Below are 21,671 nucleotides of genomic sequence, written 5' to 3' on the forward strand. Positions count from 1 at the left end.
AATTATTCCAAACGTCATGTTAAATTTTTCACATAAAATTGACTCTGGGAACGCCTTCAGACCACGGCCTGCTTCTATACCGATGATTAGTTAAATGGTTTACACTCCTTTATTTTTGTAGTACACTCTTAAAATTAAAGATCTCCTAAATCTGTGTAAGAAAAAAATAGAAGAAGAACTTTACAGAAATCAAAAACGACGCTGGTTTAGCGTCGTTTTCTATGGTTTTATTTATTACCAGATTTTTACTCTTTTATCAGGATCAACATACATTTTGTCTCCCTTTTTAATTCCGAAAGCATCGTAAAAAGCATCTACGTTCTGAACCGGAACAACAGCTCTGTACATTCCAGGTGAATGCGGATCTGTTTTTACCTGATTTTTAAGGGCTTCGTCTCTCGTTTTGGTTCTCCACACAGTTGCCCATGAGATAAAGAAACGTTGCTCCGGAGTAAATCCGTCAATCAATCCCGGATTACCGTGTGCTTTTAAATACAACTGCAAACCATCGTAAGCAGCATTAATACCTCCTAAATCACCAATATTTTCGCCTAACGTAAATTTACCATCAACGTGAATACCCGGTAAAGGTTCTAAAGCGCTGTATTGATCTGCCAAAGCAGTACCAAGTGCCGTAAATTGTTTTAAATCTTCCGGTGTCCACCAGTCTACCAGGTTTCCTTCGGCATTGTAACGTGCCCCTGAATCATCAAAACCATGAGAGATTTCGTGACCAATAACCGCTCCAATACCACCGTAGTTAACTGCTTCGTCTGCCTGATAATTGTAGAAAGGAGGCTGTAAAATTGCTGCCGGGAATACAATCTCGTTGTACGACGGATTGAAATAAGCATTTACAGTCTGTGGCGACATTCCCCACTCGGTTTTATCAACCGGTTTGTATAATTTATCGATTCCTTTTTTGAAATTCCACTTAGACAGATTTATCGTATTTTCAAAATAACTTCCTCCCTCTGCTACACCTTTAATTTCAAGGGCCGAATAGTCTTTCCATTTATCCGGATACCCCACTTTTACAGTAAGCTTGTCCAGTTTTTCAATCGCTTTTATCTTTGTAGCCGCAGACATCCAGCTCAAATTATTGATACGGGTTTTGTATGCCTGAATTACGTTATGAATCATGTCTACCGCTTTTGCTTTTGCTTCAGCAGGGAACACTTTCTCTACATATAACTTACCTAATGCTTCACCAACACTTGAGTTTACCACCTGCAATGCTTTTTCTTCACGTGGCAATTGTTTGATTGCACCTCTTAAGGTCTTGCTGTAAAAATCAAAATTAGCGGTCTCCAAATCTGTTGACAACTCACTTGCATAAGAGTTCAGCAAATCCCATTTCAGGTATTCTTTCCACAGTGCTACTTTATTCTCTGTAAAAACAGTTTGTAAAGCTTTCATGTATTTAGGCTCTGTCACTACTATACTCTGCAATTTTGCCAAACCAAGACTTGAGAGATAAGCATCCCAATTAATGGCAGGTGTTAATTTTTGAAGTTCAGCAACGGTCATTGGATTGTATTGCAAACGACTGTCTCTGCTTTCTACACGATTCAGTCTCGGTTTTGACAATTGTGTTTCTAAGGCTAAAATTCCGGCAGCACTTTGCTTTGCTTTTTCCGGCGATTCGCCAGTAAACTGCATCATTCTCGCCAAATGAAGTACATATTTTGAACGCTTTTCTTTAGAATCTTTGTCTTCAGAGATATAATAATCCTGATCCGGCAATCCTAATCTGTTTGGATAAAGCATTACGGAGTTTTTAGAGCTGTTTTTCTCATCGGCTCCAATATAAATTCCGAAAAACACACTATTACCTTCCTGTCCGATTTCAGTCAGGTATTTTTGAAGATCAGCGATGTTTTTAATCGCATCAATTTTTTTAAAGTAAGGCTGCAATGGTTTTATACCCGCTTTGTTTCTTCCAACTGTATCTAAAATCGTTGAAAACAAGTTTACTGCTTTACCCTGATCGGTATCTGATTTGTACTTTGGATTTTTAGAAGCCTCTTTCAGAATAGACATTGCGTCTTTATCTGTTTTTTTGATCAATTCATTAAAACTTCCCCATGTAGTACGATCACTTGGAATTTCAGTTTTACTAAGCCAGGTTCCGTTTACATATTGGAAAAAGTCCTGACCGGCACTGATTTTAGGATTCATGTACGAAACATTAATACCTGGTTCTTTGGAAGTTGCATTCTGAGCATTGACTGCTGTAAATGAAACTGCTGAAAAAAGGGCGCAGAACAAAGGTCTGCTAAATTGTCTTTTCATTTATATTTAAATTTTGGTGGTTGTACAAACGTATTCCTAATATCCGGAACGTAATGTTAAATTTTTTAAAATAATTGCAAAAACTCCATTATTATAACATCAAAATAGATCTTTTGAAATATTTTCATGTTTTTATCATCGGTTTTTAACTCTATATTAGAATACTTTTTCGAATATTTGTTACACCGAATTTAAATAAATGTGAAAGCAAAAATTCAGAATGCCGTTTCAGGAAAAATTGAAGCTATCGGATTACCGATTTTGGCTTTATGCTGGGTAAGTTTTTTTTGGGGAACCACCTGGCTAGCCTCTAAAGAAGGCGTAAAACACATGCCTGCTTTACAGCTGGCCACCATTCGTCAGTTTTTAGGCGGAATTTTATATGTAGGATATTTTCTTCTGAAAAAACAGCCCTGGCCAAAAGGCAAACAGTGGCGGACGATCCTAATTTTGTCCTTTTTGAATTTTGTATGCAGCAACGGCTTAAGTACCTGGGGTGTAAAATACATGAGCAGCGGACTTGGAGCGATCATTAGTGCTTTATTTCCGATCTGGATTATTATCATCAACTTCTTTAACGGTCAGAAAATTGCAAAAATGGCTTTGATAGGCATCCTAATCAGTTTTGGAGGGGTTTGTGTTATTTTTATGGACTATATCTCTGATTTTCTCCGACCTGATTTTCAATTCGGAATTATACTAATGACGGCTTCTACCATAACCTGGGCATTCGGAATACTTGAAACAAAGAAGAAAGCATCGAGTTTTAACCCCTATTTCAGTTTAGGATTGCAAATGCTGATTTCCAGTGTTTTTCTTTTTGGAATTACGGAAGCTGTGGGAGTTAATATTCCCCTAAGCGAAATTCCATTGCCTTCCTTGTGGTCTATTGTATATTTGGTTCTTATTGGGTCGGTTTTAACTTTCATCGCATTTATCTATTCGCTTCAGCATCTTCCAACAGAAATCAGTAGTATTTATGTGTACATCAATCCAATTGTTGCGATGATTTTAGGCTCGTTCATCTTTGGAGAAACCCTTACGCAGGCGATCGCTATTGGCACCATCGTAACCTTAACGGGACTGTATTTGGTAAACAAGACTATTCGGAAAACCAAAAAATAAAAAATTTGTTTATTGGTGTCAATCTGCTTTAGCCCTTACAGGCCTTTGGGTATTATTATCATCATTATCATTCATAGCGCGTTGCCTCATGCTCATGTTTTTGGCTTTAAGCGCTATTTCACTCCCTATAACCTGTTAAAAACTAAGCGCTCTTAGGATTTTGAGAAGTGCTTTTCGTATTTTTGCCTCCAAATTGCTTTTATGAAATCTTTTCTATACAAATACCGTAAATTCTTTATTGTTCTTATTGTATTTTCAACCGTTACAATATCTTTATTTTACTCGGCTTTAAAACCGCAAAAAACTTTACCTATTTACAATCCTGCTGATGTAAATCCGGAACTGGTAGACAGCACGGTTCAATATAAAAGCAAATACCATACAATTGCCGATTTTTCGTTTGTGAATCAAAACGGAGATACTATTACCCAGAAAAATTACGAAGGAAAAATATATGTGGCCGACTTTTTCTTCACCACCTGCGGTTCAATTTGCCCAAAAATGACGACCAATCTCGAGGATGTTCAAAAAGCCGTTTTAAACAATCCGAAAGTGATGTTGCTTTCTCATACCGTATTTCCTGAGGTTGACAGCATTCCTGTACTAAAAGCCTACGCCATAAAACATGGTGTGGTCGACAGTAAATGGAATCTGGTTACGGGCGATAAAAAAGAAATTTATACGATGGCACGAAAATCATACCTGGCAGTAAAACTCGGACGTCCTGATCAGCTTTACGATATGGTGCACACTGAGAATTTTGTTTTGGTGGATCAAAAAAGACGTGTTCGTGGTTTTTATGACGGAACAAATAAGGAAGAAATTAAACGTCTTTTAGAAGACATTAATTTTCTGTGCCAGGAGTAATCCCTAAAAAGAACAATCGCGAAATTCATTAAAATCGGTCTAAAATCCCTTATTTTTAGAAAGATTTAGCATTTCCTCAGGTGTTAAATACCTTGAAATAAAGAATAATTGCCTATTTTTGCAATCTAAATTCAATCTAAATAAGCTTGCAAAATACTATCCACACTCTGAAAAAAGGCGAAAAAGCCATTATCAAAGATTTTGATATCGATCTTATTCCTCTAAAACTACTAGAAATGGGTTGTTTGCCGGGCAACTTAGTTGAATTACTGCAAATTGCGCCTTTTGGCGACCCTTTGTACTTAGACATTAATGGCTCACATGTAGCCATTCGCGTTGAAACTGCTCGTGAAATTGAAGTAGAACTTATCAAAACCAATTTGTAATGAGCATTCAAAATATCAACGTCGCCCTTATCGGAAATCCGAATACCGGAAAAACTTCTGTTTTCAATCAGCTAACCGGATTAAATCAACAAGTTGGGAATTATCCCGGAATTACGGTTGAGAAAAAAATTGGTTTCTGTAAATTACCACACAATATCAAAGCTAACATTCTGGATTTGCCGGGAACCTATAGTCTGAATGCCAGTTCTATGGACGAAAGTGTGGTTATTGAATTGTTATTGAATAAAAACGACAAATTATATCCGGATGTAGCGGTAGTGGTTACAGATGTCGAAAATCTGAAACGTAATTTACTGATTTACACTCAAATTAAAGATCTTGAAATTCCAACCATTCTGGTCATTAATATGTCAGACCGTATGGAAAGCAAAGGTATTACTTTGGATATTCCTTATCTGGAGGAAAAACTAAAAACGAAAATTGCTTTGGTAAGTTCCCGAAAAGGTTTGGGAATTGAAGAACTGAAAGAACTAATTGTTTCGTATAAAAATATTCCGCATGAGCCTTGCCTGAACGCATCGGTTATTGATCAGGCGTATTTTGAAAAACTACAGGAAGCTTTTCCGAATCAGTTATTGTACAAACTTTGGCTGGTAATTACGCAGGATGTGAATTTTTCGAACCTGGATCGAAATGAGATCAGAAGCACTTTTACCAAATCACATTCGGAGCTAAAACGCTTACAGCAAAAAGAAACGATAAAACGATATCAGTTTATAAACGATGTTTTAAAAGAAGGTTTAAAAATAGATGCCTCAATGGCGAAGGATATCAGAGCGAAACTGGATCGTGTTTTAACCCATAAAGTTTGGGGGTATGTCATTTTCCTGGCTATTTTATTTTTGATCTTCCAGTCTATTTTCAGTTGGTCAACTATTCCTATGGATTTCATAGACAGCTCTTTTGCTTCCTTAAGCAGCTGGGTTGCCGCAGAACTACCAAGCGGAATTCTCACCGACTTACTTTCTCAGGGAATTGTACCGGGAATTGGCGGTGTGATTATTTTTATTCCACAAATTGCCTTTCTGTTTCTGTTCATTTCGATTTTAGAAGAGAGTGGTTATATGAGCCGTGTGGTCTTTTTGATGGATAAAATCATGCGAAAATTTGGTTTGTCCGGAAAGAGTGTTGTGCCTTTAATTTCAGGAACGGCCTGTGCTATTCCGGCCATTATGGCTACCCGAAATATCGAAAACTGGAAAGAACGACTGATTACAATTCTGGTCACTCCTTTTACTACCTGCTCTGCCAGACTGCCTGTTTATACGATCATTATTTCATTGGTAATTCCGGACGAACGCCTTTTTGGAATCTTAAACATGCAGGGATTAGCGTTGATGTTATTGTATTTACTAGGTTTTGCAACCGCAATTCTCGCTTCTTATATCCTGGACAAAATATTAAAAATTAGTTCAAAGACTTATTTTGTGGTAGAAATGCCAAGCTATAAATTGCCGTTATTCAAAAACGTTGCGATTAATGTTGTAGAGAAAACAAAAGCTTTCGTAGTGGGTGCCGGTAAAATTATCTTAGCCATATCGGTTATCTTGTGGTTTTTAGCTTCGTACGGTCCGGGAAAAGATTTTAATGAGGCCGAGACTATTGTAAAAGAGAGATTTGCAGATACCACTTTAGATGAAACTCAGTTTGAAAATGAAGTCGCTTCTCAAAAACTGGAAAACTCTTATATCGGTTTGATGGGAAGAGCCATAGAACCCGTTATTTCGCCTTTAGGTTACGACTGGAAAATCGGAATTGCACTAATTAGTTCCTTTGCCGCACGTGAAGTGTTCGTGGGAACATTAGCCACCATATATAGTGTTGGGGATACAGATAACGAATCTACCATAAGAAGTAAAATGCAGGAAGAGATCAATCCGGAAACAGGTCATAAGATTTTTAATTTTGCTTCTGGCATATCCTTATTGCTTTTTTATGCTTTTGCCATGCAATGTGCCAGTACGCTTGCCATCACCAAGAAAGAAACCAATTCCTGGAAATGGCCTGCCATGCAGCTTGTCCTGATGAGTGGTCTTGCTTATTTTGTCGCACTTATAGCGTATCAACTTTTAAAATAAACGATCATGATACAGGAAATTATAGCTTTTATCATATTATTCATTGCCGTTGGGTACCTCATCAAAAAGTTCTTTTGGAAATCTAAAAAGAAAAAAGACTGTGGTGATCATAATTGCGGCTGTTCATAAGTGAATCATTTCACAAAGCTTCACAAAATAAACACAAAGCTTCACAGAGATTGTAAATCTTTTGTGAAGCTTTGTGCTTTCTTAGTGTGTCTCGCCGGAAAAAAAAATACATACTCCTCTATATATCAATTAAATACTAATCAAAAGGATCTGTTTTAATTTTTTAATTTGTGGTTTTAATTATACTTTTATCAGTTTTTAAAAAACCAAACAAGTTCAACCTCAAACAACAAATTCTAAAATGAGTTCGAAAGTTTCTTTCCTTTTTCTTTTTCTCATCTGTTCCGGATATCATGGACACAGCCAGAAAAGCAATACTCCTGCAAGACTAAACGATAGTACCGTTGTTACTTCTGATGGAGTTCCTTTGTTTCTAAAAGTTTCCGGTAAAGGTGATCTCTGTATTTTTTTGCATGGTGGTCCCGGTGCATGGAGTAAATCGTTTGAAGAAATGGGAGGAAATGTTCTTGAAGATAAACTAACTATTTGCTATTTTGACCAAAGAGGCTGTGGCCGTTCCGCATCCTCCCCAGATAACAATTACAGTCTCAACAGAATGTTAGAAGATATTGAAGACATTCGTAAAACCCTGAATACCGAAAAAGTATTTATCATGGGGCATTCCTTTGGAGGAATCTTAGCTTCCGGATATGCTCAAAAATACCCGGAACATGTTAAGGGCTTAATTCTTTTAAATGCAACATTGGATATCAACAATTCGTTGCTGCATCAGATTGATTTTATGGGCAAAACACTTGGTGAAAACATAACGGTAAAAAATAATGAAACGGCACTCGATACTTTTATAGCTTCAAAGAAACGCATTAAAAAAGCAGGCAAGGATTACATGATATTATCTGACAGCAAACAGAACGTAGAAAAACTCGATAGTATCGACAGTAGTTTTAAAAGAAATTATTCTTTTGGACAGCAGGCACTAAGCATGCCCGTTTACTTAAGCAATTTTACAAAACAAACTTCACTGATAAAAGTACCTACTCTTATCATCACGGGCTCTCAAGATCATAGTATTGGCCCGGATCACTACCGTTTGTTTCAATTTCCAAACCGGGAAGTAAAGATTATAAAAGGAGGTCACATTTTATATTATGAGAAGAACAAAGAATTTAAAAACGCTGTACAGGCATTTGTTCAGAAAGCCGTATTAAAATAATCGAGAGCCTAAAAATTGAAACTTAGGCTAAAAATAACTTACGATTCCATAAGCCTTCGACTTCGCTCAGGGGGACATTCCACTAGCATTCTACTGGTGTCAGGCTGAGCGGAGTCGAAGCCTCTTCTCTATTAAAAACTGAAAACTGAGACTAAAAAACCCCTTACTTAGCCCCCTCCCATTCTGCATAAAACTGCGCCAGGAATGTTTCCATAAAACGATGTCTCTCTGCGGCAATTTGTTTACCGGTTTCGGTATTCATCTTATCCTTCAGGAGCAAAAGCTTTTCATAAAAATGATTGATCGTTGGTGCCGTATTCTTTTTGTATTCCTCTTTTGTCATATTGGTTATGGGTGCAATAGCAGGATCATGGAGCGTTCTATTCTTAAAGCCGCCATAATTAAATGCTCTTGCTACTCCAATGGCCCCAATTGCGTCTAAACGGTCCGCATCCTGAACGATATCTAATTCTACAGAAGAAAACCTCTTTTCAAAATTTCCACCCTTATAGGAGATGTTTTCGATGATGTTTACTACATGCTGAATTATTTCCTCTGCAACTTCCTCGGATTCCAAAAAGAAACGAGCTGTTTTAGGGCCAATGGTCTCATCTCCATTGTGGAATTTACTGTCGGCAATATCATGCAGCAAAGCTCCCAATTGCACTACAGTAAGATCACAGTCAGTTCCTTTGGCAATTAAAAGTGCATTTTTATAAACACGCTCAATATGAAACCAATCGTGTCCACCTTCGGCATCGTTTAATTTCTCTTTTACGAAAGCAATCGTTTTATTTATAAGTTCGGAGTTATTCATAGTATTTATAATTTGCGGTAAATGTCACACACCTCAAGCAGGTGAAACAGATTTACTCTGGTATTTTGTACTTTAAATAAAAATTGTTGATTGTCAAAGTTTTGAAACCTCAACAATCAACAATATGTTTTTCAGCTATTCTGCTTAAAGTTTCACAAATCTAAACTCTAAAATCAGAAATCTGTACTTTACAATTTGGCAGGCTCAACCCATTTAAAGATATGAGATTCTGCAGGGATTACAAGTCTTTCAGAAATTCTTGCCATACGGGCCGGTAATTTCATCAGGTAATCACGCGCTTTCTCTGCTTCGTCTGTCAAATTTGAAATTTTATCAATTTCCCATTTGTTGATTAGCTTTTGCATAATATCAACATAATCGTTAGCAGTGTAAACCCCTATACGTTGCGCTGAATCTGAAAACTGCTCAAAAGCACTGCTTATTTTCTGACCTGATTCTCTTAAAAAGTGCGCCGGCATAACGATTTTTTGTTTCATCATGTATTGAAACGCTAACATCATTTCACTTGGATCAACGGCAAAAATACGGGTAACAAACTCGCTGTAAGCATGATGGTGACGCATTTCGTCACCTGCAATCATTTTACACATTTTAGACAATTTGTTATCCCCAAATTTCTTTGCCATTTGTGCCACTCTGTTGTGCGAAACATAAGTAGCCAATTCCTGGAAGCTGGTGTACACAAAGTTTTTGTACGGATCAGATCCGGTTCCAATATCAAAACCGTCGTTGATTAAATGCTGAGTAGTCATTTCGATTTCACGCATGTTTACACGACCAGACAAATACAAGTATTTATTTAAAAGGTCTCCGTGGCGGTTTTCTTCTCCGGTCCATTGTCTGATCCATTTCGACCAGCCATTTCCACCGTTTTCTACCTGATTGACTCCTTCTACATCCATTAACCATGACTCATATGTTGGCAAAGCTTCTTCAGTGATGGTATCCCCCACTAAAGTTACCCAGAAATCATAAGGCAGTTCTTTAGCAATTTCACGTAACTCTTTTACCTCCTCAAAGAAATTTTCTCCTTCAGAATTAGGCAAAAAGTCTGACGGCTGCCAAATTTTTTCCACTGGAATTAAATACTGTTCAACGAAGCTATCCACGTTCTTTTCCAAAAACTGCATTACTTCTAATCTAATGTTTTTTATAGACATTACTTATTTAAGATTGGGATTTAAGTTTTCGTTTGTACTAAAACAAAAATCTATTTATACTCATTTACTCCTTCTACCACTGCTTTTTCTGTCAAAGCCATTAAATCGGCAAAATCATAATCTTTTACGGCCATTGCTTTATGTGCTGTAAAGGTTAAATGATTTCCTAATCCAACCGGAAACATTCCAAAACGAACCATTTTCCATGAATTATTGATACTTACCGGCACTACATAAGCAGACGGCGCATATTTACATAAGATTTTTAAACCGCTTTGTGCAAACTCTTTAGGTTTTCCTGTTTTACTTCTTGTTCCTTCAGGAAAAATTACAGCTGCTCTGGTATTTTTTTCGATATATTCAGACAAGCCTTTGATTACCGGAATCGCTTGTTTAGGGTCTTTTCGGTCGATTAAGACAGATCCTCCATGGCGTAAATTAAAAGACACACTCGGGATTCCGCTTCCTAACTCTTTCTTACTTACAAATTTACAATGAAATCGTCTAAAGTACCAAATCATTGTTACGATATCGTACATACTTTGGTGATTCGCAACAAAAATGATTGGAACTCCCTTTGGTATACCCTCTACTCCGCTAACGGTGTATCTTGTTCCCACCAGATTGGTACATCTTAACAGGAAGAAATTCAGATAATCTACGCTTTTTTTATGTGCCTGATACCCAAAAACATTCAGGCAGAACCATTGTATCGGGTGAAATACCGCCAGACAAAAACCAAAACACAAGTAATAAATTACGGAAATGGGGTACGAAATTATCTTTTGCATGCTTAAAAAATTAATGCCCAAAAGTAATAAATAAATTTTTAGCGGTATAAAAATTGAAAACAATAACCGTTTTTCTGGTTTAATTGTACCTTTGCCCTAAAATTTGCAAATTTTTTCTGAATTAAATGAACTTCACTTACCCTAAAAATGAACGCTTAAAGAGCAAAACCACAATAACTTTACTGTTTTCTGAAGGGAAATCGGTTTCAAAATATCCTTTGCGTTTGGTTTATGCTCCGGCAGAAGAAAATTCACCAGAAAAAATCAAAATTGGCGTTTCGGTTTCTAAAAAATACTTCAAAAAGGCCGTAGACCGAAATTACTTCAAACGGGTTCTAAGAGAAACGTACCGACTGAACAAACACTTACTTTTGGATAACATTTCACAGCCCTACTCATTGATGTTTTTTTATCAAACGAAAGACAGACTGTCTTATGACGAAATCAACACCAAGACCATTCAGCTTTTTGAGAAATTTCTTCAACAGGTAAATAAAACCCCTGATTCTGAAAATAAAACAGAATTGTAATCGTTTTAAGGCAACTTTATTTATCAAATTATACGAAAAATTATAAAAAAATTGTAGTTTTAAATTTAATTTGAAATATTATGCGCTATATTTTCTTTTTATTCTTGCTTTTTTTAGGCTTTTCGAGTTGCGGTAAAAATGAAGAACCTTCTGCTAATATGATGATTAGCGCCGTCAAGCTTACTCCAAAAAATGAATCCGCTGCAGCGTCAGATGCACAGTATGACCCCGCTGCCCCGGATGCGCCACAGATTTCACAAAAAATTATTAAGCAGGCCTCACTTCGATTCGAAACCAATGATTTAGAGGATACTTTCAAACAAATCCAAACTGCAATTGTTGCCAATAAAGCCACCATTCAGAATGATTCTGAAGGCAAAGAATATGACAACATTTACAGAACCATAACGATTCGCGTTCCCAGTGCAAACTTTGATTCTTTTATAAATGCGGTTTCTAAGGGTGTTTCGTACTTTGAACAAAAAGAGATTTCTGCAGAAAATGTTACCGAACAATACATTGACTTAACTTCAAGATTAAACACAAAACGCAAACTTGAAGCCCGCTATTTAGAGATTTTACAAAAAGCTACTAAGATTAGTGAAATATTGGAAATTGAAAAACAAATTTCGGCTATTCGTGAAGAAATTGAAGCCAAAGAAGGTCAGCTAAAATACCTCGAAAGCCGCGTTTCAGAAAGTACTGTAACAATATCATTTTACAAAACCATAGCTCAAAAACAAGGCGTTAAGATTTCTTATGGTTCTAAAATATGGACTGCTATTCAATCCGGATTTTTCAGCCTGTCCGATTTTTTAATTTCGATCATTAGTATATGGCCGTTTATAATCGTATTTTGCGTACTTGTCTACTTTATTAAAAAAAGATTTAAAAGAAAAAAAATATAATCATGTATCCCTATTTCAAGAAGAAATTCATCATACCTGCTGTTGCTGCAGGGTTTTTATTTATCGGAACCAGTTTCAAAGACGACTTTTTTGAAATTGCCAAACAAATCGAAATTTTCACTACGCTGTTTAAAGCCGTAAACACGAATTATGTTGACGAGACCAACCCAGGTGACTTGATGGACAAAGCCATTAAAAGCATGCTGGGCAGTCTGGATCCTTATACGGTTTATTTTAACGAACAGGATGTGGTGAATTTTAAAATCAACAATACCGGAGAATATACCGGGATTGGCGCTTTGATCTCAAGAAAAAAAGACCGTTTAATTGTTCGTGAACCTTATAAAAACTATCCTGCCGACAAGGCCGGACTGAAAGCGGGAGACGAAATCATTCAGATTGGTGATGTTTTGATCGCCGATTTTAAAGATGATGCTTCGCAATTAATGAAGGGAACTAAAAACACGAAAATCAACATTAAATACCTCCGACAAGGGCAAACCTTCACCACCCAACTTGTTTTGGATGAAGTCGATATTAAATCGGTACCGTTTTTTGGAAAGATCGATGCTAAAACCGGATACATTGTTCTGGCGCACTTTAGCAGAAAGGCATCCAACGAGGTGAAAGACGCACTTGAAAAACTTAAAGCGGACGGTGCTACACAAATCGTTCTGGATTTAAGAGGGAATCCGGGTGGTTTGCTCAATGAAGCTATTGATATCTGTAATTTATTTGTTCCGAAGAATGAGGTTATTGTAACAACAAAATCAAGAATCGAAAAACACAACAACATTTATAAAACAACTAAAGAACCTGTCGATACTGCGATTCCTTTGGCCATTTTAGTCAATGGCAGAAGTGCTTCAGCCTCAGAAATTGTTTCCGGAGCTTTACAGGATTTAGACCGTGCCGTAATTCTGGGAAGCCGCAGTTTCGGAAAAGGTTTGGTGCAGCGCTCTGTTGACTTAACTTACGGAACTCAGTTGAAAGTGACAATCTCACGATATTACACGCCTTCCGGACGTTGTATTCAGGCTTTGGATTATGCCCATAAAGACAAAAATGGTGTGGCTCAAAAAACGGATGCTAAAAATTTCAATGCTTTTAAAACCCGAAAAGGAAGAACGGTTTATGATGGTGGTGGTGTTTTACCGGATATCGAACTGGACGAAACCAAAATGAGTCCGATTACAACGGCCTTGCTAAAAAATGATGGGATCTTTGATTATGCTACCACGTACTATTACAAGAATCCAAACTTAGGAGACAAAACACCAACGATAACAGATGCTGATTACAGCAGTTTTAAGCAGTTCCTGAAAACCAACAAAATTAGTTTTGACACGGAATCGGAAGTGGCGTTGAAAAATATGATGGCTGCAGCCAAAAATGAAAAAATAGACGAAACTATTGCTACGGAATACCAACAATTACAAGCTGCTCTTGAAAAAAGCGAAAGCACTCTGCTGGATAAAAATCAAAAAGAGATCAGAAACCTGATACAGGAAGAACTCATTAAAAGATATCAATATCAGGAAGGTTTGTATCAATATTACCTTAAAAACAATTCAGAAATTAAAAAAGCAGTAAACGTATTAAATAACCAGACCGAGTATAAAACGATTTTAAAAATGTAAAAAAATGAAGCTTTACAGAGTTCTATTTCTGTTTCTTATTTACAATTTATCGGCACAGCAAAAACCTATTGAAACCATTTATTTCGAATTTGACAAGTTCGACCTTACACCGAAACAAACCGAAGTTGTAAACCGTTTTATTAAAAATATCGACACCTCTAAAGTTGAGTCGGTACAAATATATGGCTATTGTGATGATCGCGGAAACGACGAATACAACTTTCGTTTGTCTAACAATCGCGCTGCCACCATCCAAAACTTATTGGTTCGCGCAGGCTTCAACCAGGGTAAAATTGTTATTCTGGAAGGAAAAGGCCGTGTGGTTGTACGGCCTGACACTATTGAAAACTTACACGAAACCCGTACCCGAAACCGGCGGGTTGACTTAATTGCTGTAAAGAAAAACAGCTTTGGTAAAGGAATCTACAACTCATTCCCTAATAAACTTAAAATTGGTGACAAGATCTTTTTAGACAATATTTTATTTGATATTGGAAGTTCAAAACTTACTTCAAACTCTAAAAAAGAATTAGATAAGGTTGCCGCAATCTTAGAAAAACAAAATAGTTTAAAATTCGAAATCAGAGGTCATGTTTGCTGCACCCCTGATATCTACTCCGACGGAATTGACAGAGCAACCAATGAAAGAAGGCTTTCCTGGAACCGCGCCAAAACTGTTTTTTACTACCTCAGCTCCAAAAAGATCTCCAAAAACCGAATGACTTATCAGGGTTGCGGGAATAAATACCCATTGGGAAAAGGTGATAATCTGGATCGTCGAGTTGAATTTTTGATTACTAAGATTTAAACGAATAGTAACGATTACATTTTTTTTCACACAGATTAAGCAGATTTACACAGAATCTTGTTCCTTAAATTACCGTTATTGGGACTTTCACAACATTTTTTTTGTCTTTGAACCTTTGTTTCTTTGCAACTCTGCGCCTTTCCAACAATACTAGTTACGAGTCATCTCTATGTGCTCAATATCATCTTCCAGATACATTTCGCCGGTTTGCACGAATCCGTGGCTTTCATAGAATTTTTTTAAATACAATTGAGCTCCAATCGTAATCGCATCTTTATCAAAATTTGATTTTATGGCTGCAATTGCTTCACGCATCAGATCATGTCCCCATTTTCGGTCGCGGTAATTGGCATCTACCACCACACGTCCGATCGAAGCATTATCAAAACTAATCCCCGCATCGAATAAACGTACATACGCGACTGTTTTTCCATCGTATTCCCCAATCAGATGTAATGCTTTCTTGTCTTTACCGTCAAGATCTAAATAAACGCAGTTTTGCTCAACTACAAAGATCTCACTTCGTAATTTGAGTAAATCGTATAGCTCGTTTACATTTAACGCCTCAAAAGGCTTTATTTTCCATTTTAGCTCCATTTGCTCTTTGTTTATTGTTTTTGTCTTATTGTTTATGGTTCTAACTTACGCTAAAAACAAAATTATACCAAATATTCTTAACTATAAATCCCGATTACAAACTGCAATCGGGATTTATACTTATGATGAAATGAGAATCTTATTTTTTCTTCATAATGATTTCCATGCTCTTGAACTCTTCCCCATTTTTTACATCAAACATTTCCATTTTACGTGTTTCAGCATCTACAATGGTATAAATTTCTCTGTAGGGTGTCTTTTTGCCGTTTATGGGATTAACCATGTCCCCTTTTAGCTCCATACTTTTGGTACTTTCATCGTACTTACCCATTGCCACCAGCATACCGGTTCCCATATTATCGATAAATGTGGTGGTGTATTCTTTACTGGCATTGTTGTAAGCTAATGTACTTTTACCTTCAAAAGCTTGTCCCATCATGGTTCCCTGATAATTCGATTCCTGATAACGCCCTCCAAGAATCATTTTAACGTTTGCTGTTGAAGTGGCTTTTTCAGGTTTCCCGTTTGGTCCTGACCAGAAAGTCATGTCACAATTCCAGGTTCCAACCTCATCCGCCATTAATTTATGAGGAGCCCCCGGGGTTGCATACTCCTGCCAGGCTTTCATTTGTGCTGCCGAATCAACCGGTTGTTCTGCTATTGGTTCTTCTTTTTTAATACTGTCAGAAGAGCCTACTGTTTCAGTTGCTGTCTTTGCCTCTTTTTTACAGGAAGCAAAACACATGACTAGTAATAATGCTGCAATTAAATTTTTCATAATGATCTGTTTTAATGTTAGTTGTAAAACAAAATTAAGAAAAATTAGTTTGTCACCTCATTACTAAAAACTTAACAGGATTTCCATAAAAAGCTGCAAATTGATAATTTTGGTATTGGGCTTTTGCCCTTTCAGGGCGCAAACAAACGTCTTGAAACTTCATAGTGCGTTGCACCATGCTTCTGCTTTTGGGATTTCAGCCTTTTATATTACCTCTTATCAATTTTAACCGATTTTATAATTGCTTCCAGGTCTAACATTAAATCACGTTCTTCGTTGGAGGGTGAATAACAAAAACCTTCGATTACCAGAATTCGGTTATACATTTCGTCAACAATGGCATAATTGATAAAAGGTCCGGCCATAAAATCATTCTTAAGCTCCCAGGTGCCTTTAGTTTCAAAAGCTTTTTTTCCATCTAATAAAATCGTCGAGAAATAGGGAGCATAAGCCTCTCCTGTAATCATACGTGTTTTGGGTTCCTTGCCTTTGATATAGTAACCAACAGAATCCCGCATGCGGATAATGTTGTCTACTACATTTGAGCTTTTCTCAAAACTGCGGATCGGAATTTGATAGATGAGCAGACTGGTATTTCCGCTAATGATGTCTTTTTTAAGCCAGATAAAGTTCTTTTTGTGCAACATGTATTCATATCCAACGGGTATCTGAAGATCGACATGAAATTTGTTTTTTATAATGGCCGGATTCAACAGGGATTTGCTGTTGTCCTCCTGAATTTTTTTGATTTCGGTATCGCGGATTACTTTGATAATTTGTGCTGAATTGAGTTCGATACTGCAAATGATATCATCTACCGATTTTCCGTAAATTCTAAAAGTATTATGAGGCAGCGAGGCGCTGTGTGTGACTTCGAACTTATCAGCAGCAGCTTTTTTTACCACAATAATGCTGCGGCTGTCGGTAACAAAACCTTCCAGCAAACGAGCCGGATACTGATTGATGGTAAATATTGGTTCTTCCTGTGTAAGTCCTAAAACCGGTGAGGCAAATTTATTTCGAATGCTGTCGCCCACTTCGCCATACCACAATTGATCGTCTATAATGACGGAAATAGTATTGGTTTTTCCAGACACAGATTCAATCTGCTTGTCATTTTTAAAGCATGAAATGAACAGCAGCGGAAGTAGTACTAATAAAAAATGGGTTTTATTCATTCTCTTAAGTTATGAAATAAAACCCAAATTTATATAAGATTTTGAATTATCCGTTTATTTTAAGTTTCATTCCGGGTTTAATGTCTCCGTCTTTAATATTATTCCATTTTTTAATATCGGAAATGGTTACTCCCGGATATTTTTTAGAAATACTATACAACGAATCTCCTTTTTTAACGTAATAGTCTTCACCCAAAGCTTTCGATGTTGCTTTTTTCTTAAACGAATCAATTGAATTGTTTGACGCAATAGCGGTTGTTACAGCATTCTCATCTACAATTTCAGGAACTGCTTTAGAAATCACTAATGTTTTTCCTAAACCAATATTATTTGAAGTTAGACTATTAAGTTCTTTCAACTCCGCAATAGTCGTACCGAATTTCTTTGCAATACTGCCTAAATTGTCTCCGGCAGCTACTACATATTCCTGCGGTTGTGCATTATTTTTATCTTTATCATCTGCTGAAGCAATAGCCTCCTCTGATTTTTTATCTATTGCAAGTGTTGCTTTAGCTTCTTTAGGATTTTTAACAACTGCCTCTATTTCAGATTTAATTTTTAAATTTCTTCCAAAGGCCACTGAGTTTGATTTCAGATTGTTCCACTTCTTAAGATCTACAATGCTTACGTTATACTTTTCGGCAATTGCTCCCAGATTATCACCTTTACGAACTTTGTAAAACTGAATTTCTTTAGGAGATTCTTCTTTTTCTTTGGCTTTCGCAATGTATTTGGCTCTTGGGGCTGTCCTCATCGCCAATTGAACTGGAATGGTTTTGTTCTGCGATTGGTAAGCCACATAGGCATAAATTTTGTCTTCGTTTGACACAAAGGTGGCAATTTTATCTTTGGGTAAACGTAGATAATGCTCCTCCCCCTGATAAAACGGAACTACATTTAGTTTATAGGATGGATTTAAAAGCTGAATTTGAGATTGCGGCATGTCTAACAAATCAGCAATTTGTTTGAATGACATTTGGCTTTTGATGTGAACGGTATCCGTTTCAAAATTTTTAACAACGGCTCTTTGTGGATTAATTCCGTGTTCTTTATGGTACTCAAAAAGGTACATGGTGGCTAAAAAAGCGGGTACATAACCTTGAGTTTCTTTTGGAAGATGGCTTCGAATGTCCCAATATTTAGTTTTTCCACCGGAACGACGAATGGCCTTGGTCACATTTCCGGGTCCTGAGTTGTAAGAGGCCAGAACCAATTCCCAGTCACCAAAGATGCTGAACATTTTAGTCATATATTCTGATGCCGCGGCAGTTGCTCTAAGCGGATCACTGCGTTCATCGATATAAGAATCTATTTTAAGTGCGTATTGTTTTCCGGTTCCGTACATGAATTGCCAAAGTCCGGTGGCGCCCATTTTAGAAACTGCTTTAGGATTTAAAGCAGATTCTACAACGGCTAAATATTTAATTTCTAAAGGCACATTTTGTTTAGCAAAAGCGTCTTCAAAAATTGGAAAGTAATATTCTGATAAAGACATTAATCGTGAAAACGATTTTTTACGATTCTTAAGAAATGACTTTATGATGTTTTCTAATCCCTGATTGTATTCAATATTAAAAGGTGATTTCCCATTCATTGCCTGCAATCGCTGTTTTAGCAAATCTGTAGGCAGTTCTTCATCAACTGTTACATCTGTGTTAATGGTTTGAATGTCTTTTGTTAAATCGTCGTAAATATCGAGACTTACTAATTCGTTCATCCAAAGACTGTCAACACGTGTTGCCAGTTCATTTTTTTTGAAGGTACTTTTAACAGAATCTAAATACGATATTTTTACAACCGGTTTAATTTCAGCATCTGCTTTTGCAACATTCTGTGCGACCACAGAAATAGAAAAAAAAGCGGAAACCACTATTGCTATTTTTTTTACAATCATATAACATTTTTTTAAAATTCTATAATTCAATAAATTACAGAAACCTTAGTTTTACAAACTTAAACAGTTTATTGAAGAAAACTATGTAAAAAAATGTTAATTGTGATTTTTTAGTCCAAAATCGCTGCGATTCCAGGTAAAATTTTACCTTCTAACATTTCAAGCATAGCTCCACCTCCGGTAGAAACATAACTCATTTTATCTTCAAAACCGAACTGTTTTACTGCGGCAACAGAATCTCCACCACCCACTAATGAGAAGGCACCATTTTCTGTAGCTTCAGCAATATAATCACCTAAAGCGATCGTTCCTTTAGCAAAGGACTCCATTTCGAAAACTCCTAATGGGCCATTCCATAAAATTGTTTTTGACTCCAGAATTACTTTTTTAAAGTTTTCCAAAGATTTAGGCCCTGCATCAAGACCTTGCCATCCGTCAGGAATTGCGTTTACATCTACTACCTGAGTATTTGCAGTATTAGAAAAACTATCTGCTGCAATTACGTCAACGGGAATGTGAACCTGAACTCCTTTTTCTTTGGCTAATCTCAAAATTTCAAGTGCTAAATCCTGTTTGTCATCTTCACAAATAGATTCTCCGATTTTACCTCCCAGTGCTTTAACGAATGTAAATGTCATTCCACCACCGATGATCATATGATCTACTTTGTCTAAGATGTTTTCGATAACGGTAATTTTTGAAGATACTTTCGAACCTCCAAGAACTGCTGTTACGGGTTTTTCACTATTTTTAAGTACTTTATTTAAACTTTCTATTTCTTTTGCCAATAAGGTTCCAAAACATTTTTCAGTTGGAAAAAACTGGGCAATAATTGTGGTTGAAGCGTGTGCTCTGTGTGCTGTACCAAAAGCATCGTTTACATAGATGTCTCCTAATGATGCTAATTCTTTTGCAAAAGCAACATCTCCGGCTTCTTCCTCAGCGTGAAAACGTAAATTTTCAAGCAACAAAACTTCTCCAGGCTGTAAATTTGCAGCGGCAGTCTTTGCTACTTCTCCAACACAATTTTCAGCAAATTTCACCTGAACTCCCAAGATTTCAGAAGCTGTTTTTAAAATGTGCTTTAACGAATATTTATCTTCTGCTCCTTTTGGTCTGCCTAGATGCGACATTAAAATTACACTTCCTCCTTGTGCTAAAATTGCATCGATAGTTGGTTTTGCCGCTTCGATACGTGTAGCATCCGTTACATTAAAGTTTTCATCCAATGGCACATTAAAGTCCACACGGATAATTGCTTTTTTATTTTTAAAGTCGAAATCGTTTAGAGTTTTCATTTGATAATTTTTTAATTTTTTCTGATAGAAAAACAAATATAGAACTTTTAGGGTTGCAACAAATTTGAAAAATATAAAAATAAACCCGCTGTAACAGCGAAAACGATATAATTTATGAAAAAAAACAAATTAACTTTAAAAACGCTAAAAATGTTTGTTTAGTCGTGAACCGGACTTTGTGTACAAGGACAGTTACTGATGGATTGTAAGAAATCGAAACCAATAGTTACCGAGTGTGTCCCCGTGTTGTAATTCCCTAAATTGTTAAACATTACCTGATACGAATACCCAAAGTAGAACTTAGATTTCATAAAACCTACCATTGGTCCAACGGATAATGGTTTTGGGAACTGATCGTTTAAAAAACGGTACGAAACCCCAATCCAGTAATAATCCTCGTAACGGTTGTAACGTCTGTACTTGAAGTTAAAATCGGTTGTAGAACGTTTATCACTTGCGAAGTATTGGTAGTAAAGCGATGGTTCGTATTCGATACGGCTGTTTTCTCCGTCTTTAAAAACAAATCCTGTATACACCTGATAATTGGAAAGTAAACTTGGCTCTACTCCTCTGTATTTGTTTGTGTTTTTCTTTAATACGTTATTCGCATTAAAACTGATGTAGAATCCTTTGTTACGGTACAAAGCACTTACATCAAAGTTGCTGTTTGCGGTATATCGATTGTCGGTTACACTTGGATCTAAAATAGGATGCTCGATGGTGTTATTGAATTCGTCAATATCAATACGAAAACTATTAAAGTTATACGAAAGTCCGAAAGACAAGTATTGTTTTGAATAATAATCCAGAATAATGTGGTGCGCAAAGGAGATTTTAGCTCCAGTCTGGCGCGTATACCCATTCTTATCATTGTACACATTGATACCCACTCCTGAACGGTCTAAAACTCTAAAATCAGCATAAAGCGACTGGTTGTCCGGTGCATCTTTTATCCCTACCCATTGGGTAAGTCCATTGGCTCTAATTCTAAGGTTATCTCCGATACCAGCGAAGGCTGGTGAAATAACAAAAGGATTATCGGCTAAATACTGTGTAAAAACCGGTAGGTTTAACTCTTGGCTGTAACTTGTTGTTACAGCCATGAGTACTAAAGATAAAATAAACTTTTTCATTGTAATAATTTTTTTAGATAACATCATTAGGGGCTCTTATTTT

The 21,671-nt window shown here is 36.6% G+C and carries 20 protein-coding genes; 10 read left to right on the top strand and 10 right to left on the bottom strand.

Annotated elements, in window-relative coordinates; translation table 11 throughout:
* Window positions 1-234 precede the first annotated feature (234 nt).
* On the bottom strand, window positions 235-2,295 hold the full coding sequence (locus tag M4I44_RS04350) for a M13 family metallopeptidase (RefSeq protein ID WP_017495806.1): 2,061 nt from the start codon (window positions 2,293-2,295) through the stop codon (window positions 235-237).
* Window positions 2,296-2,496: 201 nt separating this feature from the next.
* On the opposite strand from M4I44_RS04350, the gene M4I44_RS04355 reads away from it, so the two are divergent.
* The 6 genes from M4I44_RS04355 (at window position 2,497) to M4I44_RS04380 (ending at window position 8,075) form a co-directional block, all read left to right on the top strand.
* The gene (locus tag M4I44_RS04355; RefSeq protein WP_249966616.1) at window positions 2,497-3,420 is read left to right on the top strand and encodes a DMT family transporter; all 924 of its coding nucleotides are present in this window, start codon (window positions 2,497-2,499) and stop codon (window positions 3,418-3,420) included.
* 201 nt (window positions 3,421-3,621) lie between these two features.
* Entirely contained in the window at window positions 3,622-4,287 is a 666-nt protein-coding gene (locus tag M4I44_RS04360) for an SCO family protein (protein ID WP_017495804.1), read from the top strand.
* 146 nt (window positions 4,288-4,433) lie between these two features.
* Entirely contained in the window at window positions 4,434-4,673 is a 240-nt protein-coding gene (locus tag M4I44_RS04365; protein ID WP_017495803.1) for a FeoA family protein, read from the top strand.
* Entirely contained in the window at window positions 4,673-6,772 is a 2,100-nt protein-coding gene (feoB, locus tag M4I44_RS04370; RefSeq protein ID WP_249966617.1) for a ferrous iron transport protein B, read from the top strand. The genes M4I44_RS04365 and feoB overlap by 1 nt, the downstream gene beginning before the upstream one ends.
* Before the next feature lie 6 nt (window positions 6,773-6,778).
* On the top strand, window positions 6,779-6,901 hold the full coding sequence (locus tag M4I44_RS04375; protein WP_081603518.1) for a FeoB-associated Cys-rich membrane protein: 123 nt from the start codon (window positions 6,779-6,781) through the stop codon (window positions 6,899-6,901).
* Between the two features lie 241 nt (window positions 6,902-7,142).
* Window positions 7,143-8,075, top strand: a complete 933-nt coding sequence (locus M4I44_RS04380) for an alpha/beta fold hydrolase (RefSeq protein ID WP_249966618.1) — start codon at window positions 7,143-7,145, stop codon at window positions 8,073-8,075.
* A gap of 163 nt (window positions 8,076-8,238) precedes the next feature.
* Here the strand turns inward: M4I44_RS04380 and M4I44_RS04385 are convergent, their stop codons facing one another.
* From M4I44_RS04385 to M4I44_RS04395, 3 genes are all read right to left on the bottom strand, one after another.
* The gene (locus M4I44_RS04385; RefSeq protein WP_249966619.1) at window positions 8,239-8,892 is read right to left on the bottom strand and encodes an HD domain-containing protein; all 654 of its coding nucleotides are present in this window, start codon (window positions 8,890-8,892) and stop codon (window positions 8,239-8,241) included.
* Window positions 8,893-9,080: 188 nt separating this feature from the next.
* Window positions 9,081-10,073, bottom strand: coding sequence for an acyl-ACP desaturase (locus tag M4I44_RS04390; protein ID WP_017495799.1), 993 nt, complete (start codon window positions 10,071-10,073; stop codon window positions 9,081-9,083).
* A gap of 50 nt (window positions 10,074-10,123) precedes the next feature.
* Window positions 10,124-10,864: a 1-acyl-sn-glycerol-3-phosphate acyltransferase gene (locus M4I44_RS04395; RefSeq protein ID WP_249966620.1), complete on the bottom strand. Its 741-nt coding sequence runs from the start codon at window positions 10,862-10,864 to the stop codon at window positions 10,124-10,126.
* A gap of 125 nt (window positions 10,865-10,989) precedes the next feature.
* Between M4I44_RS04395 and rnpA the strand changes: the two genes are divergently transcribed.
* The 4 genes from rnpA (at window position 10,990) to M4I44_RS04415 (ending at window position 14,750) form a co-directional block, all read left to right on the top strand.
* Window positions 10,990-11,394, top strand: a complete 405-nt coding sequence (gene rnpA / locus M4I44_RS04400) for a ribonuclease P protein component (RefSeq protein WP_017495797.1) — start codon at window positions 10,990-10,992, stop codon at window positions 11,392-11,394.
* 80 nt (window positions 11,395-11,474) lie between these two features.
* Window positions 11,475-12,302: a DUF4349 domain-containing protein gene (locus M4I44_RS04405; RefSeq protein ID WP_249966621.1), complete on the top strand. Its 828-nt coding sequence runs from the start codon at window positions 11,475-11,477 to the stop codon at window positions 12,300-12,302.
* Window positions 12,303-12,304: 2 nt separating this feature from the next.
* Window positions 12,305-13,942: a S41 family peptidase gene (locus tag M4I44_RS04410; RefSeq protein ID WP_249966622.1), complete on the top strand. Its 1,638-nt coding sequence runs from the start codon at window positions 12,305-12,307 to the stop codon at window positions 13,940-13,942.
* A gap of 4 nt (window positions 13,943-13,946) precedes the next feature.
* A complete protein-coding gene (locus M4I44_RS04415) occupies window positions 13,947-14,750 on the top strand; it encodes an OmpA family protein (protein ID WP_249966623.1) in 804 nt (267 codons plus the stop codon).
* A 150-nt stretch (window positions 14,751-14,900) separates the two neighbouring features.
* Here M4I44_RS04415 and M4I44_RS04420 read toward each other — a convergent pair whose 3' ends face one another.
* From M4I44_RS04420 to M4I44_RS04445, 6 genes are all read right to left on the bottom strand, one after another.
* Window positions 14,901-15,347, bottom strand: coding sequence for a GNAT family N-acetyltransferase (locus tag M4I44_RS04420; protein WP_249966624.1), 447 nt, complete (start codon window positions 15,345-15,347; stop codon window positions 14,901-14,903).
* Between the two features lie 139 nt (window positions 15,348-15,486).
* Window positions 15,487-16,125, bottom strand: a complete 639-nt coding sequence (locus tag M4I44_RS04425; RefSeq protein WP_249966625.1) for a DUF1579 domain-containing protein — start codon at window positions 16,123-16,125, stop codon at window positions 15,487-15,489.
* Window positions 16,126-16,334: 209 nt separating this feature from the next.
* Entirely contained in the window at window positions 16,335-17,303 is a 969-nt protein-coding gene (locus M4I44_RS04430) for a DUF4837 family protein (RefSeq protein ID WP_017495784.1), read from the bottom strand.
* A 46-nt stretch (window positions 17,304-17,349) separates the two neighbouring features.
* Window positions 17,350-19,197 (bottom strand): LysM peptidoglycan-binding domain-containing protein, encoded by a 1,848-nt coding sequence (locus tag M4I44_RS04435; protein WP_249966626.1) that lies wholly within the window; start codon window positions 19,195-19,197, stop codon window positions 17,350-17,352.
* A gap of 110 nt (window positions 19,198-19,307) precedes the next feature.
* Complete coding sequence (gene pgk / locus M4I44_RS04440) at window positions 19,308-20,495, bottom strand: phosphoglycerate kinase (RefSeq protein ID WP_026109916.1); 1,188 nt, start codon at window positions 20,493-20,495, stop codon at window positions 19,308-19,310.
* A 158-nt stretch (window positions 20,496-20,653) separates the two neighbouring features.
* Window positions 20,654-21,628 (bottom strand): type IX secretion system membrane protein PorP/SprF, encoded by a 975-nt coding sequence (locus tag M4I44_RS04445; RefSeq protein WP_249966627.1) that lies wholly within the window; start codon window positions 21,626-21,628, stop codon window positions 20,654-20,656.
* Window positions 21,629-21,671 lie beyond the last annotated feature (43 nt).

Source organism: Flavobacterium sp. B183, from assembly GCF_023539155.1.
Taxonomy (GTDB): Bacteria; Bacteroidota; Bacteroidia; order Flavobacteriales; family Flavobacteriaceae; genus Flavobacterium; species Flavobacterium tructae.